The sequence below is a fragment of the Rhodococcus sp. IEGM 1307 genome, from assembly GCF_030056915.1.
Classification (GTDB): Bacteria; Actinomycetota; Actinomycetes; order Mycobacteriales; family Mycobacteriaceae; genus Rhodococcus_F; species Rhodococcus_F opacus_D.
Genome location: NZ_JASHKW010000011.1, coordinates 116,465 through 132,895, shown reverse-complemented (window position 1 = coordinate 132,895; position 16,431 = coordinate 116,465). Strand labels below are relative to the sequence as shown.

The following is a 16,431-nucleotide window of genomic DNA, read 5'->3' as shown; positions in this document are numbered from 1 at the left end:
TCACCTCTTGGCGGCGTAGTTACGGAAGGCATTGTTGGCGATGACCGCGAACAGCAGCATCGCGCCGAGGAAGAACTTGAACCAATCCGGGTTCCAGCCGGCGTAGACGATGCCCTGGTTCGTCATGCCGAAGATGAACGCGCCGATCGCGGCGCCGATCGCGGTGCCGTACCCGCCGGTGAGCAGGCAGCCGCCGATGACCGCGGCGATGATGTAGAGGAACTCGTTGCCGATACCCTGCCCGGACTGGACGGTGTTGAACGAGAACAGCAGGTGCATCCCGACGAACCACGCGGCGAACCCGACGGTCATGAACAACCCGATCTTGACCTTCGTGACCGGGACGCCGATGGCGCGGGCGGAGTCCTGGTTGCCGCCGACGGCGAAGATCCAGTTCCCGATCCGGGTCTTGAACAGCACCCAGGTGGCGATCGCGGTGAACAGCAACCACCAGACCACGGTGATCCGCACCGACACCCCGCCGACCTCGAACGAGGACGCGAACACCCTCTTCGCCGAGTCGAACCCGGCCATGTCGGACACGCTGGGGGTGGCGACCTGCCCGGTGACGAGTTTGGTGACCGCCAGGTTGATGCCGGTGAGCATCAGAAACGAGCTCAGCGTGATCAGGAAGCTGGGGATCTTCGTCTTCATCACCAGGTACCCGTTGAAGAACCCGACCGCCAGCGAGACCACGAGGGCGAGGGCGGCGCCGGCCCACAGGTTCAGGTGCAGGTTGTAGGCGATCATCGACGCCGCCAGGGAGCTGGTGGTGACGGCGACGCCGGCGGAGAGGTCGAATTCCCCGCCGATCATCAGCAGTGCCACCGCGCACGCCATGATCCCGATCGTCGACGAGGCGTAGAGCACCGTCGCCAGCGCTTCGGGGCTGCGGAACGGGGGGGCGACGACCATGAAGAAGACGAAGATGGCGATCGCACCGAACAGGGAACCGATCTCGGGGCGGACCAGCAGACGCTGCAGGCGTTTCTGCTCCTTCACCCGCTCGTCGTGGACGACCTTGTGACTGGCAAGGTCCAGATCTTGCTGTGTGGACATGATTTCCTCTCCGCGCCGGTGGATCTCAGCGTTGTGCGATGCCGGCCGGTCGTGCGACCGGGTCGATGGTGATGGTGTGTGCGTGAGATGGACCCACCGGGGTCCGGATCGTGTGCCCTGACATGTGATCGACCGCCGATCAGCGGGTGCCGGCCTTGGCGTACTCGGCGACCTTGTCGATGTTGGACTTGTCGATGAACGACGGCCCGGTCAGAGTCGGTCCGCCGCCGCCGATGACGTTGCCGTTGTTGAGGTAGAGCCACAGCGAATCGATGGCCAGGTAGCCCTGCAGGTACGGCTGCTGGTCGATGGCCCACTGCACGCTGCCGTCCGAGATGGCGTCGACGAGTGCCGCGTTGGTGTCGAACGTGTAGACCTTGGCCGGGCTGCCCGCGTTGCCGACCGACTGCACGGCGGTGAGGGCTATCGGAGCGCCGAGCGTGAGCACACCGTCGATGGACGGGTCCTGCTGGAGCTTGGCAGCGATCGTCGAGTTCACCGACGGCATGTCCTCACCGTTCACGTTGAGGGTCTCGAACGTGCCGCGGAAGGTCTGCTTGGCGCCGGCGCAACGGGATTCGAGCTGGATCTGGCCCTGCTGCTGGATGACGCAGATGACGTGCTTGGCGCCGTCCTCGTTCAGCCGGTTCCCCGCGGCCTGGCCGGCGATGGTCTCGTCCTGCCCGAAGTACTGGGTGACCCCCATGTCCTTCCAGGCTCCGTATCCGGCGTTGAACGCGGAGATCGGGATGCCTGCGTCCTGCGCGCTCTTGACGGCGGGAGCCATCGCCTCGGGGGTGGCGAGGGTGAGCGCGAGCCCGTCGACCTTCGAGTCGATGGCCGTCTGCACGAGGTTGGCCTGGTTGGGAGCCTGCGGATCGGAGGAGTACTTCAGTTCCACGTTGTCCTTGTCCGCGGCATCCTGCGCGCCCGTGCGGATCAGGTCCCAGAACGTGTCGCCCGGTGCCGCGTGCGTGACCATTGCGATCGTGATGCGCGGGGTGTCGGCGGTGCCGGCGCCGATCCCGGACCCGCTGCTGTCCGGCTTGCCTCCGGTGCTCGAGCACGCCGCGAGGCTCATCACCAAGGCACTCGCGCAGGCCAGTACCGCCACGCGACGCCGGTTGGGGAAGTTCATCTGCTTTTCCTCTCGGGGGGACGAACGGCCCGGTGACGTCTCGGCCGTGTGCCTTAGATGTAATACGCGTCACACCCGAAAGTCAATAGTTTGTCTGGACATTAGGACCACAGATCAAATGAGCGGACATGGGTGTCCCCGCAGACGGCCCGGAAACCGAGCAGATGGGTGGACGGGTGCAGGCGCGCTCAGCGCGTGACCGCTGCCCCGGCGTCGCGCGGCAGACGCAGCGTGTCGACCACCGTGCACAGCATCAGCAGGCCCAAAAGGACGAAGGTCCAAGAATATTCGGACCCGAACCCGCGCTCGGACGACGTCGCCAACGGCGTGAACGCAGTGAGGGCGAGCGCCGCGACCGCGATACCCAGACCGGCCGCCAGTTCCTGCACGGCGGCGTTGAGAGTGTTCGCGTGCGTGAGGTCGGCACGATCGACGTCGGAAAACGCGAGACTGTTGTACGCGGTGAATCCGACCGAGCGCAGGGCTCCGCTCACGAAGAGGACCGCCGCGATGACCGGCATCGGGGTCGACGAGCTCAGGGCGGCGAGCAGCCCGAAGCAGCCGACGGACAGCAGGGCGTTGACCAGCAGGATCGGCCTGATCCCGAAGCGCCGCATCAGCGGCGTCGTACAGGGCTTGATGGCAATGTTGCCGGCGAACAACGCCGCGACGAGCAGACCCGCGAGGAACGGCGTCCAGCCGAAGCCGAGTTGGAACTGCAGCGGCAGCAGGAACGGCACCGCGGTGACGATCAGCCGGTAGAGCGACCCCCCGGTGACAGTGGTGCGTAGCGTGCGCACGCGCAGCACGCGGAAGTCGACGAGCGGGTGGGGCGTGCGGGCGAGATGGCGCACCGAGGCCGCCAGCAGAACGACCGCGACCACTCCCCCGATCGCGACTCGCCGCCAGTCGGTGCCCGTCACACGGATGCTCTCCAGCGCGATGAGGGCTGCCGCGATTCCCGTTCCGACTCCGAGGAGGCCCCACCAGTCGAGCCTGCTGGTCGACCGCGAGCCTGCCCCGTGAACCAGCTTCAGGGACAGCAGGATTCCGAGAATGCCGATGGGAATGTTGATGACGAAGATCCATCGCCACGAGCCGACGGTGGCGATCGCACCGCCGAGCAGGGGCGCGATGACCGGCGCCGCGAGCGCGGGCCACGTGAGCAGGGCTATCGCGCGGACGAGGTCGCTCTTCGTGCTCGACCGCAGCACCGCGAGCCGCCCGACCGGCACCATCATGGCGCCGCCGACTCCCTGCAGCACCCGCATCGCGACGAGCATCGGCAACGAGACACTCGCCGCGCACCCGATGGACGCCAGCGTGAACACGGCGATGGCGGCCACGAACACGCGGCGGGTCCCGAACCGGTCGGCCACCCACCCGCTCGCGGGGATGAGGACGGCGACCGTGACCAGGTAGGCGGAGATCGCGATGTTGACGTCGACTGCGTCGACACCGAAGGACTCGGCGATCAGCGGGACGGCGGGCGCGATGATGGTGGCGTCGAGAATCTCCATGAAGAGGGCACCTGCCACCAGCAGGGCCATTCCACGGGGGAACGACGTCGCGCGCGCGGTTCTAGCGATCGACAACGGTCGTGTCGAAGTAGTACCGCGACGCGCGGTAGCAGTGGCTGCCGAACTCGACGGCGCTTCCCGAGTCGTCGAACGCGGTTCGGTTCATCGTCAGCAGCGGCGCCCCGGTCTTCTCGTCGAGCAGCGACGCCTCCGCCTTGCTCGCCGCTTTCGCGCCGATGCGTTGCCGGGCGAGACGGATGTGCACGCCGCGGGCCCGGAGTGCGTGGTAGAGGCCGTGCGCCTCCAGTTCCTCGGGGTCCGGCGCGAGGTCCACCGGGATGTGGTTGGTCATCAGCGCCAGCGGTTCGCCGTTGGTGCTGCGGAGGCGCCGGATGGATGCGACCTCGGCGCCGGGCTGCAGGTTGAGTTCGGCGGCGACGTCTTCGGCCGGCACGGATACCTGGTAGTCGAGAAGCTTGGTGGTCGGGCTCTGCCCCGCCCGCGCGAGGTCGTCGAAGAGGCTCGTGAGTTCGACCGGCCGATGCACGGCGCTCTGCACCACCTGGGTTCCGACCCCACGTTTGCGGACGAGCAGCCCCTTGTCGACGAGCTCCTGGATGGCGCGGCGCGTGGTGGGGCGTGACAGGTTCAGCCGCTTGGCGAGCGCCAGTTCGTTCTCGAAGCGGTCACCCGGGGCGAGTTCCCCGCCGATGATCGCGTTCTCGATCGTCTGCGCGAGCTGGAAATACAGCGGAACCGGGCTCGATCGGTCGAGCTCGACTGCGAGTGGTGCACCCACGGACAACTCCGATCCTCGTGCGCGGGGCGACGTCGCCGTCGCCGATCTTTCCGGCAGTGTATGCGAACACTAACACCAGATTGACTTCAAGTAATAATGTCAGGACAAAGTCTTGACAGGAGTCGGTGAGGTGGAGCACAGTTTCAATCAGACCTCGGCGCCCTGCGCAGACCACCCACAACGACCTATTCGGGAGTCAGCCTTGACCACCATCCAGACGCATACCAACCGGAACGGATTGGACGTCCTCGCCATCGGGCGCTGCGGTGTGGACATCTACCCATTGCAGACCGGAGTCGGACTCGAACACGTCGAGACGTTCGGCAAGTTCCTCGGCGGAAGCGCGGCCAACGTCACCGTCGCCGCCGCCCGCCTCGGCTGCCGCAGCGCGCTCATCTCGGGCGTCGGCAACGATCCGTTCGGACGTTTCGTCCGCACCGCGCTCACCGATCTCGGCGTCGACAACCGCTACGTCGGCATCGACACCGAGCACCCGACTCCCGTCACGTTCTGTGAGATCTTCCCGCCGGACGACTTTCCGCTGTACTTCTACCGCAAACCTGTCGCTCCGGACCTGCAGGTGACGCCGGCGGACGTCGATCTCGACGCGGTCCGCGACGCCAAGCTGTACTGGTCGACCGTCACCGGTCTGTCCGAAGAGCCCAGCCGCAGCGCGCATTTCGCAGCCTGGGAGGCCCGCGGACGCCGCACCCACACCGTCCTCGATCTCGACTACCGCCCGATGTTCTGGTCCTCCCCCGCCGACGCCACCGCTCAGGTGCAGCGCGCCCTCCAGCACGTCACCGTCGCGGTCGGCAACCGTGAGGAATGCGAGATCGCGGTCGGCGAGACCAACGCACACAAGGCCGCGGACGCCCTGCTCGATCTCGGCGTCGAACTGGCCATCGTCAAGCAGGGCCCCAAAGGGGTCCTCGGGAAGACACGCACCCAGAGCATCACGGTGCCCCCGAACGACGTCCAGGTGGTCAACGGGCTCGGTGCCGGCGACAGCTTCGGCGGCACGCTGTGCCACGGCCTGCTCGCCGGGTGGCCGCTCGAGAAGATCCTGCGCTACGCCAACGCCGCGGGGGCGATCGTCGCCTCCCGGCTCGAATGCTCCACCGCGATGCCGACGGCCGACGAGGTCCGGGCGCTCGCCGATTCCACCACTTCGGAGGCTGTCAATGTCTGAAACTCTCGCTCACCGCGCAGTCTGCACGTCCTACGCCGACGTCACCGAGGTACGCGCGAACGACCCGGCCGCCATCGACCGCGCTTGGGCGACCCGGATCGCCCGGCCCACGGTCCGCGGTAACGGCCGGCTCATGATCGTCGCCGCCGACCACCCCGCCCGCGGTGCACTCTCGGTCGGCGACCGTCCGACCGCGATGAACAGTCGCACCGACCTCCTCGACCGCCTCCGCACCGCCCTGCGCAACCCCGGTGTGGACGGCGTGCTCGCCACCGCCGACATCCTCGACGATCTGGTGCTGCTCGGCGCGCTCGACGACAAGGTGGTCATCTCGTCGATGAACCGCGGCGGCCTGGCCGGCGCCAGTTTCGAACTCGACGACCGGATGACCGGCTACACCGCGGCCGGCACCGCGAAGGCGGGCATGAACGGCGGAAAGATGCTGTGCCGCATCGATCTCGACGATTCCGGCACCCTCTCCACCCTCACCGCGTGCGCCCAGGCGGTCGATGCGCTGGCCGAGGCCGGACTGATGGCCATGGTGGAACCGTTCCTGTCGCGGCGTGTCGACGGCAAGGTCAAGAACGATCTCAGCGCCGACGCCGTGATCAAGTCGATCCACATCAGCCAGGGCCTGGGGTCCACGTCCGCGTACACGTGGATGAAGCTTCCGGTGGTCGACGAGATGGAACGCGTGATGGACGCGACGACGCTTCCGACGCTGCTGCTCGGCGGAGACCCGCAGACGGCACCCGAGGAGACGTTCGCGAGCTGGGCCAAGGCCCTCGCGCTGCCGTCGGTCCGCGGCCTGATCGTCGGACGCACCCTGCTGTACCCGCGGGACGAGGACGTCGCCGCCGCGGTCGACACCGCCGTATCCCTCGTTCACTGACGCACGCCGGAGAGGCCCACGATGAACAGCAAGTATTACGTGCCGGTCGGTTCCGCGGCCACCGGACCGTTCGACCTCGAGGTCACCCCCGAATCCGCGGGCTGGACCGAATCGAGTCTCCGGGTGCTCACCCTGGCCCCCGGCGGGTCGGCCGAACTCGCGTCCGGTGACGACGAGATCATCGTCGTGCCATTGGCCGGGTCCGCGGCGGTGTCGAGCGAGGGCACCGAATTCGCCCTCACCGGACGGCGGTCCGTGTTCGACGGGCCGAGCGACTTCGCCTACGTGGGCCGGGATTCGGCCTACACGGTGGCGAGCGCGACCGGTGGACGATTCGCCCTGTGCGGGGCCCGCGCGCGGCAGAAGTTCCCGTTCCGGTACGTCCCGGCAGCCGACGTCTCCGTCGAACTGCGCGGCGCGGGCAACTGCAGCCGCCAGGTGCACAACTTCGGCACCGCCGATCGCTTCGAAGCCGATTCGATCATCGCGTGCGAGGTCATCACTCCCGGTGGCAACTGGTCGTCGTACCCGAGCCACAAGCACGACGAGAACAGCGACGTCGAGTCGCAGCTCGAGGAGATCTACTACTTCGAGATCGCCGACGCCAATTCCACCGCAGTGGATTTCGGCGGAACCGGATTCGGCTACCATCGCGTGTACGGCACTCCCGAGCGGCCCATCGAGGTGCTCGAGGAAGTGCGCTCCGGCGACGTGGTCCTCGTGCCGCACGGCTATCACGGACCGTCGATCGCCGCCCCCGGACATCACATGTACTACCTGAACGTCATGGCCGGCCCCGGCGAAGACCGCGCCTGGAACATCTGCGACGACCCGGCCCACACCTGGCTGCGCGGCAGCTGGGAACACCAGACCGTCGATCCCCGCCTCCCCCTCCACGCACCGTCCGAAGGAGCATGACCGTGGTGTCCACCGCGCCGATGTCGGCGAGCAAGAACCCCAACGCCGAGGGCACCGTCCACCTCACGGTGGCTCAGGCAACCATCCGATTCCTCGCCAACCAGTACGTCGAGCGGGACGGCGAACGCACCAAGTTCTTCGCCGGCTGCTTCGGCATCTTCGGCCACGGCAACGTCGCCGGGCTCGGTCAGGCACTGCTCCAGGCCGAGATCGACGCCGTCGAAGCCGGTACCGAATCCGAACTGCCGTACGTCCTCGGGCGCAACGAGCAGGCGATGGTGCACAGCGCGGTCGCGTACGCACGCCAGAAGGATCGTCTGCAGACGTGGGCGGTGTCGGCCAGCGTCGGCCCCGGCTCGACCAACATGCTGACGGGCGCGGCGCTCGCCACCATCAACCGGCTGCCCGTCCTGCTCCTGCCCGCCGATACGTTCGCGACCCGCGCGAGCGCACCGGTGCTGCAGGAACTCGAACTGCCCTCGAGCGGCGACGTCACCGTCAACGACGCGTTCAAACCGCTGTCGCGCTACTTCGACCGGGTGTGGCGGCCGGAGCAGTTGCCTTCGGCGCTGCTCAGTGCGATGCGCGTGCTGACCGATCCCGTCGAGACGGGTGCGGCCACCGTCGCCATTCCGCAGGACGTGCAGGCGGAGGCGTTCGACTGGCCGGAGTCGCTGTTCGCGGAGCGCACGTGGCACGTGGCCCGGCCGCTTCCCGAGAAGTCGGTGATCGAGCGGGCCGCGGACGTGATCCGGTCGGCGAAGAAGCCGCTGATCGTCGCAGGCGGCGGCCTGATCTACTCCGGCGCCACCGAGGCACTGGCCTCGTTCGCCGAGACGACCGGCATTCCGGTCGGCCAGAGTCAGGCCGGCAAGGGCTCACTGCCCTACGACCACCCGCAGTCGGTCGGCGCGATCGGCTCGACCGGCACCACGGCGGCCAACGCTCTCGCCACCGAGGCCGACGTGATCATCGGCATCGGCACCCGCTACAGCGACTTCACCACGGCGTCGCGCACCGCGTTCAACAACCCCGACGTGCGGTTCGTCAACATCAACGTCGCGTCGATCGACTCGGTGAAGCAGGGCGGCGTCAGCGTCGTCGCAGACGCCCGCGAGGCACTCGAGGCGCTCACCGCGGCACTGGGCGACTACCACGTTTCCGGCGAGTACCGTGCGCGCACAGCAGAACTCGCCGACCACTGGGAGTCCACGGTGGACTCGGTCTACAAGATCGACGACGACTCGCTCGGCCTCAACCAGAACCAGGTCATCGGTCTCGCCAACACGCTGTCCGATCCGCGCGACGTCGTCGTGTGCGCCGCCGGCTCCATGCCCGGCGACCTGCACAAGCTGTGGCGTACCCGCGACTCCAAGGGCTACCACGTCGAATACGGGTTCTCGTGCATGGGCTACGAGATCGCCGGCGGCATCGGCGCCAAGATGGCCTGCCCCGACCGCGACGTGTTCATCATGGTCGGCGACGGCTCGTACCTGATGATGGCCACCGAACTCGTCACGGCCGTGCAGGAGAACGTCAAGGTCATCGTGGTCCTCGTGCAGAACCACGGCTTCGCGTCCATCGGATCGCTGTCGGAGTCGCTCGGCTCGCAGCGGTTCGGCACCGACTACCGCTACCGCGGCGACTCCGGCCGGCTCGACGGCGACATCCTGCCCGTCGACCTGGCGGCCAACGCCGCGAGCCTCGGCGCCGACGTGATCCGCGCGAACACGGCCGCCGAGTTCACCGACGCCGTCAAGGTGGCGAAGGCCAGCGACAACACCACCGTCATCCACGTCGAGACGGACCCGCGAATCGCGGCCCCGGACAGCGAATCCTGGTGGGACGTGCCGGTCAGCGAGACCAGCACCCTCGACTCCACCCGGACCGCCTACGAGACGTACGCGCAGTGGAAGAAGATCCAGCGTCCGTTCCTGCGCCCGTCCGGCAACTGACTCTCCCTCAGTAGAACTTTCGAAAGGATTTCCCGATGAGCGTTATTCGCGTCGGATCCGCCCCCGACTCCTGGGGTGTCTGGTTCCCCGAAGACCCGCAGCAGACCCCGTACGGGCGGTTCCTCGACGAGGTGTCCGCGTCCGGTTACGAGTGGATCGAGCTGGGCCCGTACGGCTACCTGCCGACCGATCCGCAGCAGCTCCGTGACGAACTCGCGGCCCACAATCTGAAACTGTCGGCCGGCACCGTGTTCGAGCACCTGCACCAGGACGACTCCTGGGATGCCGTGTGGACCCAGATCGAGGACGTCGCGAAGCTGACCGCCGCCGCCGGCGGCAAGCATGTGGTCGTGATCCCGGAGATGTGGCGCGACCCGAGCAGCGGCGAGGTGCTCGAGGACCGCAATCTCACTGCGGAGCAGTGGAAGAAGAAGACCGGCGGCATGAACGAGCTGGGCAAGAAGATGTTCGAGCAGTACGGCGTGAAGGCGCAGTACCACCCGCACGCGGACAGCCACGTCGACACCGAGGAGAATGTGTACCGCTTCCTCGACGGCACCGACAGCGAGTACGTGAACCTGTGCCTCGACACCGGCCACATCAGCTACTGCGGCGGCGACAACCTCGCGATCATCGAGCGCGCTCCCGAGCGGATCGGCTACCTGCACCTCAAGCAGGTCGATCCCGAGGTCCGCGCCAAGGTCGAGGCCGAGGACCTGCCGTTCGGCGAGGCCGTCAAGCTCGGCGCGATGATCGAGCCGCCGCTCGGCATCCCCGACCTGCCGCCGCTGCTCGCCGCAATCGAGAAGCTCGACATCGACGTGTTCGCGATCGTCGAGCAGGATCTCTACCCCTGCGCTGTGGACGTTCCGCTGCCGATCGCCCAGCGCACCCGTAAGTACCTGGGGTCCTGCGGGATCCCGTCCGTCACGTTCGTCTAACCGATCACGTCAGGAGCTAGTCAGCTATGTCCGGAAGCAACGACCTGCGCATCGCCGTCCTGGGTGTCGGAATGATGGGTGCCGACCACGTCGCACGCATCACCGAACGCATCAAGGGCGCCACCGTCGCCGTCGTCAACGACTACTTCGTCGAGAAGGCCGAGCAGATCGCGGCCGGAATCCCCGGCTGCCGGGTGATCGGCGACCCGCTCGACGCGATCGCCGACCCGGGTGTCGACGCCGTCGTCCTGGCCACCCCCGGCCCGACGCACGAGAAGCAGCTTCTCGCCTGCCTCGAGCACGGCAAGCCGGTGATGTGTGAGAAGCCGCTGACCACCGACGTCGCCACGTCCCTCGAGATCGTCAAGCGCGAAGCCGAGCTCGGTAAGAAGCTGATCCAGGTCGGCTTCATGCGACGTTTCGACCACGAGTACGAGCAGCTGAAGTCGCTCATCGACGATGGTGTGTTCGGGCAGGTGCTTCTCGCCCACTGCGTGCACCGCAACCCCGCCGTGCCGCCGAGCTTCGACAGCTCGATGATCGTCAAGGACTCGCTGGTCCACGAGGTGGACGTCACCCGATTCCTGTTCGACGAGGAGATCACCTCGGTACAGATCCTCCGCCCCGCCGCGAACCCGGGTGCACCCGAGGGACTGCAGGATCCGCAGATCGCGTTCTTCAGCACCGAATCCGGTCGCCACGTCGACGTCGAGGTCTTCGTGACCACCGGTGTCGCGTACGAGGTGCGCACCGAGATCGTCGCCGAGAAGGGTTCGGCGTTCATCGGTCTCGATGTCGGACTCGTCCGCAAGTACGGCACCGGCGCGGGCAACGGCCGCTCGGGCGCAGGTATGTCGGGCGGGGAGATCACCCCGTCGTTCAAGGAACGCTTCGGCCAGGCGTACGACGTCGAGATCCAGCGCTGGGTCAACGCCGCCCGCACGGGCGCGGAGACCGGCAACTACATCGACGGACCGGGTGCGTGGGACGGCTACGCCGCCGCCGCCGTGTGCGCTGCCGGCGTGCAGTCGCTCGAGACCGGCGAGCGCGTGGCCGTCGACATGGTCGACCGTTCCTCCATTCCGGGGGCATGAACACGATGAAGATTGCACTCGACCCCACCCCCTTCCACCACGACTACTCCCTCCTCGAATTGCCGGCGGTGGTTGCCGAACTCGGCTTCGAACACCTGCAGCTCACCCCTCATCGCGACATGATCCCGTTCTTCAACCACCCGAAGGCCGACGACGAGCTGGTTCGGCAGTTCCGCAAGTCCTGCAGCGATGCGGGCGTCGGAATCGCCTCCGTGTTGCCGGTCCTGCGGTGGTCGGGCCCCGACGAAGACGCCCGCGAGGCGGCGGTGCGGTACTGGAAGCGCGCCATTCAGATCACCGTCGACCTCGGTGTGAACGTGATGAACACCGAGTTCAGCGGCCGCCCGGAGAAGGCCGAGGAATCGGAGCGCGCCTTCTACCGGTCGATGGAGGAACTCGTCCCCATCATCGAGCGTGAAGGCATCGACGTTCGCATCGACCCGCACCCCGACGATTTCGTGGAGAACGGTCTGGACGCCATCCGGATGATCCGCGGCATCAACTCGAAGAACTTCGGACTGGTGTACGTCGCGTGCCACTCGTACCACATGGGCGCCGGGATGCTCGAGATCATGCGCGCGGCCGGCGACATGCTGCGGCTCGTCCACGTCGCGGACACGATGGATCACCACCGCTCCCACGGACTGCGGTACATCACCAACCCGCCCGGCAACCCGGTGCGTGTGCACCAGCACCTCAAGATCGGCGACGGCGACCTCGACTGGGACGAGTTCTTCGGCGGGCTCGGCGAACTCGGCTTCTACGACAAACCCGACACGGTGATGGTGTCGAGCGTTTTCGCCGAAGACGAGAACGCTCACGACGTCTCCCGCTACCAACTGAAGACCATGAAGGATTACATCGCGCGCACGCGGTGAAAGGACAACACATGAGCACCAACATCACTCGCGAGATCGCACACTGGTCCGACGGCAAGGGATTCGCCGGTACCAGCGGCAACACCGCCCCGGTCACCAACCCGGCGACCGGTGCCGTCACCGGTCAGGTCGCCCTCGCCAGCGTCGAGGACGCCCGCGCCGTCATCGACGCCGCCGCCGCCGCGTTCCCCGCCTGGCGCGACACCTCCCTCGCCAAGCGCACCCAGGTGATCTTCCAGTTCCGGGAACTGCTCAACGCCCGCAAGGGCGAACTCGCCGAAATCATCACCGCCGAGCACGGCAAGGTCGTCTCCGACGCCCTCGGCGAAGTCAGCCGCGGCCAGGAAGTCGTCGAATTCGCCTGCGGCATCGCCCACCTGCTCAAAGGCGGCATGACCGAAAACGCCTCCACCAACATCGACGTCTCCTCCCTCCGCCAACCCGTCGGCCCGGTCGGCATCATCTCCCCGTTCAACTTCCCCGCCATGGTCCCGATGTGGTTCTTCCCCATCGCCATCGCCGCCGGCAACACCGTCGTCCTCAAACCCAGCGAGAAGGACCCCACCGCCGCGATCTGGATGGCCGAACTCTGGGCCGAAGCCGGCCTGCCGGCCGGCGTCTTCAACGTCCTGCAGGGCGACAAGACCGCCGTCGACGAACTCCTCACCCACCCCGCCATCAAGGCCATCAGCTTCGTCGGCTCCACCCCCATCGCCCAGTACGTCTACGCCACCGGCACCGCCCACGGCAAACGCGTCCAAGCATTGGGTGGGGCGAAGAACCACGCCATCGTCCTCCCGGACGCCGACCTCGACCTCGCCGCCGACGCCATGGTCAACGCCGGCTTCGGCTCCGCCGGCGAACGCTGCATGGCCATCAGCGCCCTGGTCGCGGTCGGCGACATCGCCGACGAACTCGTCGCCAAGATCAAAGACCGCACCGACACCCTCAAGATCGGCGACGGCACCCAAGACTCCGACATGGGACCGCTGGTAACCAAGGTGCACCGCGACAAGGTCGCCTCCTACATCGACGCCGGCGAAAACGACGGCGCCACCATCGTCGTCGACGGCCGCACCGTGCAGGCGAATGGCGGCAAGGACGGGTTCTGGCTCGGACCGACCCTCATCGACCACGTCACCACCGACATGAGTGTGTACACCGACGAAATCTTCGGACCCGTCCTCTCCGTCATCCGCGTCGACTCCTACGACGAGGCCCTGGAACTGGTGAACTCCAGCCAGTTCGGCAACGGCACCGCCATCTTCACCAACGACGGCGGCGCCGCCCGACGGTTCCAGAACGAGGTCGAGGTCGGCATGGTCGGCATCAACGTCCCCATCCCCGTCCCCATGGCGTACTACTCCTTCGGGGGCTGGAAGAACTCCCTGTTCGGCGACAGCCACGCCCACGGCACCGAAGGCGTCCACTTCTTCACCCGCGGCAAGGTCGTCACCACCCGCTGGCTCGACCCCAGCCACGGCGGCATCAACCTCGGCTTCCCCCAGAACGCATAGGTACTGGTTCTCCGCGCCGGACCGTCCGCGGTCCGGCGCGGAGTCCGTTCGATCGAAAGGAACTTCATGAGCGACACCTCTCTCGCCCGCCGTCATCGGGTCGTGGTCATCGGATCGGGATTCGGCGGCCTCTTCGCCACCAAGGCCCTGAAACGGACGGACGTCGATGTCACTCTGATCGATCGGACGACACACCACCTGTTCCAGCCGTTGCTGTACCAGGTGGCGACGGGAATCCTGTCCGAGGGTGAGATCGCGCCCGCGACCCGGCTCGTCCTCGAGGACCAGCAGAACGCGTCCGTCCTGATCGGCGGAGTCGAGACGATCGACGTCGCCGACCGGACCGTCACGTCCACACACCGCGGCCGCACCACCGTCACCGAGTACGACAGCCTCGTCGTCTCGGCCGGTGCCCGCCAATCCTATTTCGGCAACGACCATTTCGCCGAACACGCACCCGGGATGAAGACGATCGACGACGCCCTCGAGCTGCGCGGCCGCATCCTCGGCGCCTTCGAAAGCGCCGAGGTGAGCACCGACCCCGCCGAGCGGGCGCGACTCCTGACGTTCGTCGTGGTCGGCGCCGGCCCCACCGGAGTCGAGATGGCCGGCGAGATCGCCCAGCTCGCGCACCGCACTCTCGCCGGCGCCTACCGCACCATCGATCCCCGTGACGCGCGGATCATCCTGCTCGACGCGGCGCCCACGGTGCTCCCGCCCTTCGACGAGAAACTGCGTCGTGCTGCCGCCGATACGCTGGAGGATCTCGGCGTCGAGATCCAGCTCGGCGCTATGGTGACCGACGTCGACGACGACGGACTCACCGTCCGCGACCAGGACGGCGTCGAGCGGCGGATCGAGGCCGCCTGCAAGATCTGGTCCGCAGGTGTCGCAGCCAGTCCGCTGGGCCGGCAACTGGCCGAACAGACCGGCGCCGCCACCGATCGTGCGGGCCGCGTCCTCGTCGAACCCGACCTCACCCTGCCCGGCCACAGCAACGTCTTCGTCGTCGGCGACATGATGAACCGCGACGGCCTTCCCGGTGTCGCGCAGGTCGCGATCCAGGGCGGCCGCTACGCCGCGCAGCTGATCGCCGCGGAGGTGCGCGCCCACCGGAAAGGTCGCGACAAGCCCGAACGCACCCCGTTCCGATACACGGACAAGGGCAGCATGGCCATGATCTCCCGCTTCCACGCGGTCGCGAAGGTCGGCCGCCTCCAACTGACCGGGCTGCTCGCCTGGCTGCTCTGGCTCCTGATCCACCTGGTCTACATCGTCGGATTCAAGAGCCGACTCGCGACCGCCATGTCCTGGACATGGTCGTTCCTGGGCAGGACCCGGGGACACCTGGCGGTCACGGAGCAACAGGTGGTCGCGAGGACGGCGATCAACCGGCTCGATGCCTGGGAGGATTCTTCCCGGGCGGTACCCGAGGCGGCGACGGCCTCCGCACGGTGAGTACCGTCCCCTCCGTGCCTGCTTCCGCTCTCACCGTCGGCATCGACGTCGGTGGTACCAGTATCCGTGCCTGTGTGGTCGACGAGACCGGCGAGGTACTCGACTCCGTCCAGGCACCCACACCGCAGTCGGCGAAAGCCCTCGAGGACGCGCTCGACCGCGCCGTCCGCGAGCTCGCGTCCCGTCATCGGATCGCCGCCGTCGGTCTCGCCGTGGCCGGATTCATCAGCTCCGACCTCACCACGGTGCGCTTCGCCCCGCACCTGCCGTGGAAGAACGTGCCGGTCGCGAACGACCTGAGCGACCGGCTCGGACTGCCGGTGGTCCTCGAACACGACGCGAACGCGGCGGCGTGGGCGGAGCATCGGTTCGGTGCCGCCGCCGGTGGTCGCAATGTCGTGATGGTCGCGATCGGCACCGGCATCGGTGCGGCGCTGCTCATCGACGGCACGCTCTACCGCGGCAGTTACGGCGTCGCTCCCGAACTGGGCCACCTCCAGGTGGTGCCGGGCGGCAGACCGTGTGCCTGCGGCAAACGGGGGTGCTGGGAACGGTATTGCAGCGGAACCGCGCTCGTCGACACGGCCATCGAACTCCTCGCCGCCGACCCGACGAGTTCGACGGTCCTTGCACGCGAGGTCGCGAGCGATCCGGGATCGCTCACCGGCCGCCGTATCGCGAGCGCCGCGCGGGACGGCGACCCGCTCGCCGTCCGCACCATGGAGGAGTTCGCCCGGTGGTTGGGCGTCGGACTCGCCATGGTCGGTGACGTCTACGACCCCGATCTCGTCGTCGTCTCCGGTGGCGTCAGTGGCTCGGCTCCGCTGTTCCTCGACCACGCGCGCGACGTCTACGCTTCTCTCGCAACCGGTTCCGGACACCGCCCCCTCGCCCGCATCCGGGAAACCCAACTCGGCGAATCGGCCCAGCGGATCGGGGCCGCCACGATGGCCAGGGACGCGCTGCTGAGCGGAGCTCCGCTCCCCGTGCGTGGTTGACGAGTCTCTGGACTCCTCGAGCACTCACGGGCGCGGAGCCGCATCGGCCCGCCAAGTTGTGGCGGTTACCGA

14 protein-coding genes are annotated in these 16,431 nt (G+C 67.5%); 10 read left to right on the top strand and 4 right to left on the bottom strand.

The genetic code is table 11. The features are described 5' to 3' along the window. The 4 genes from QM841_RS22190 to QM841_RS22175 form a co-directional block, all read right to left on the bottom strand. Nucleotides 1-1,059 (bottom strand): ABC transporter permease, encoded by a 1,059-nt coding sequence (locus QM841_RS22190; protein ID WP_105414953.1) that lies wholly within the window; start codon nt 1,057-1,059, stop codon nt 1-3. 139 nt (nt 1,060-1,198) lie between these two features. Further along, the gene (locus QM841_RS22185) at nt 1,199-2,197 is read right to left on the bottom strand and encodes a substrate-binding domain-containing protein (RefSeq protein ID WP_280782363.1); all 999 of its coding nucleotides are present in this window, start codon (nt 2,195-2,197) and stop codon (nt 1,199-1,201) included. Nucleotides 2,198-2,385: 188 nt separating this feature from the next. Beyond that, nucleotides 2,386-3,747 (bottom strand): MFS transporter, encoded by a 1,362-nt coding sequence (locus tag QM841_RS22180; protein ID WP_283333671.1) that lies wholly within the window; start codon nt 3,745-3,747, stop codon nt 2,386-2,388. Between the two features lie 31 nt (nt 3,748-3,778). After that, entirely contained in the window at nt 3,779-4,516 is a 738-nt protein-coding gene (locus QM841_RS22175; RefSeq protein WP_009474056.1) for a GntR family transcriptional regulator, read from the bottom strand. Between the two features lie 202 nt (nt 4,517-4,718). Here QM841_RS22175 and iolC point away from each other — a divergent pair, with 202 nt between their 5' ends. From iolC to QM841_RS22125, 10 genes are all read left to right on the top strand, one after another. Continuing rightward, nucleotides 4,719-5,708 carry a 5-dehydro-2-deoxygluconokinase gene (gene iolC / locus QM841_RS22170; protein ID WP_280782362.1) on the top strand — a complete coding sequence of 330 codons (990 nt, stop codon included), beginning with the start codon at nt 4,719-4,721 and terminating at the stop codon, nt 5,706-5,708. Next, nucleotides 5,701-6,600 carry a Cgl0159 family (beta/alpha)8-fold protein gene (locus QM841_RS22165; RefSeq protein WP_283333590.1) on the top strand — a complete coding sequence of 300 codons (900 nt, stop codon included), beginning with the start codon at nt 5,701-5,703 and terminating at the stop codon, nt 6,598-6,600. The genes iolC and QM841_RS22165 overlap by 8 nt, the downstream gene beginning before the upstream one ends. Nucleotides 6,601-6,621: 21 nt before the next feature. Beyond that, nucleotides 6,622-7,518, top strand: coding sequence for a 5-deoxy-glucuronate isomerase (gene iolB / locus QM841_RS22160; protein WP_280782360.1), 897 nt, complete (start codon nt 6,622-6,624; stop codon nt 7,516-7,518). After that, nucleotides 7,515-9,473, top strand: coding sequence for a 3D-(3,5/4)-trihydroxycyclohexane-1,2-dione acylhydrolase (decyclizing) (gene iolD, locus QM841_RS22155; RefSeq protein WP_283333589.1), 1,959 nt, complete (start codon nt 7,515-7,517; stop codon nt 9,471-9,473). Before iolB ends, iolD begins: the two co-directional genes overlap by 4 nt. A gap of 35 nt (nt 9,474-9,508) precedes the next feature. Continuing rightward, nucleotides 9,509-10,414: a sugar phosphate isomerase/epimerase family protein gene (locus QM841_RS22150; protein WP_265146199.1), complete on the top strand. Its 906-nt coding sequence runs from the start codon at nt 9,509-9,511 to the stop codon at nt 10,412-10,414. 26 nt (nt 10,415-10,440) lie between these two features. Continuing rightward, nucleotides 10,441-11,508, top strand: coding sequence for a Gfo/Idh/MocA family protein (locus QM841_RS22145; protein WP_005562834.1), 1,068 nt, complete (start codon nt 10,441-10,443; stop codon nt 11,506-11,508). Between the two features lie 5 nt (nt 11,509-11,513). Next, nucleotides 11,514-12,386, top strand: coding sequence for a sugar phosphate isomerase/epimerase family protein (locus QM841_RS22140; RefSeq protein ID WP_005261338.1), 873 nt, complete (start codon nt 11,514-11,516; stop codon nt 12,384-12,386). 11 nt (nt 12,387-12,397) lie between these two features. Then, on the top strand, nt 12,398-13,903 hold the full coding sequence (locus tag QM841_RS22135) for a CoA-acylating methylmalonate-semialdehyde dehydrogenase (RefSeq protein ID WP_283333588.1): 1,506 nt from the start codon (nt 12,398-12,400) through the stop codon (nt 13,901-13,903). Nucleotides 13,904-13,969: 66 nt separating this feature from the next. Further along, a complete protein-coding gene (locus tag QM841_RS22130; protein ID WP_283333587.1) occupies nt 13,970-15,361 on the top strand; it encodes an NAD(P)/FAD-dependent oxidoreductase in 1,392 nt (463 codons plus the stop codon). Further along, a complete protein-coding gene (locus QM841_RS22125) occupies nt 15,358-16,359 on the top strand; it encodes an ROK family protein (protein WP_280782356.1) in 1,002 nt (333 codons plus the stop codon). The genes QM841_RS22130 and QM841_RS22125 overlap by 4 nt, the downstream gene beginning before the upstream one ends. The last annotated feature ends 72 nt before the right edge of the window (nt 16,360-16,431 follow it).